At 28.6% G+C, this 371-nt stretch carries 1 protein-coding gene; it reads left to right on the top strand.

The genetic code is table 11. The features are described 5' to 3' along the window. Positions 1-146: 146 nt before the first annotated feature. On the top strand, positions 147-368 hold the full coding sequence (locus DIU01_RS10350) for a hypothetical protein (RefSeq protein ID WP_290834144.1): 222 nt from the start codon (positions 147-149) through the stop codon (positions 366-368). Positions 369-371: the final 3 nt, after the last annotated feature.

Raw genomic sequence — 371 nt, 5'->3', positions numbered from 1 at the left:
TTACAAACGAAGTTCACTGAACACAAATAAAAATAAATGTCTAGTGAAGTAATCAGGGCTAGATAGTTTTTGTCGTGCACTTTTGCTTCAATTTTCAAAACAACAATAAATTTAATTTGTATATTTGAGTTTCAAAACTATTTGCTATGAGCGACAATTCAAATAAAAAGGATAAAAAGCTAGACTTAAACAAAGTCGAAGAACCAGCTGCCGAATATTCTACAGAGAAAACTTATGTAAACATTGAAGATCATCCTCTATTTGCAAAAGTTATAGAGAAGTCCAAAAAAGATTTGAAAGAAGGAAAAGGAATTCCTCACGAAGTTGTAATGAAAAATATAAAAGAAAAATATCCTTTTTTAAAATGAGTT

It is taken from the genome of Flavobacterium sp., assembly GCF_003525665.1.
GTDB lineage: Bacteria > Bacteroidota > Bacteroidia > Flavobacteriales > Flavobacteriaceae > Flavobacterium.
This window is presented reverse-complemented; position numbering and strand designations above follow the sequence as displayed.

What these genes read in the sequence shown, in the direction of transcription:
- DIU01_RS10350 (WP_290834144.1), top strand. Translation starts at nt 147, where the DNA reads ATGAGCGACAATTCAAATAAAAAGGATAAAAAGCTAGACTTAAACAAA.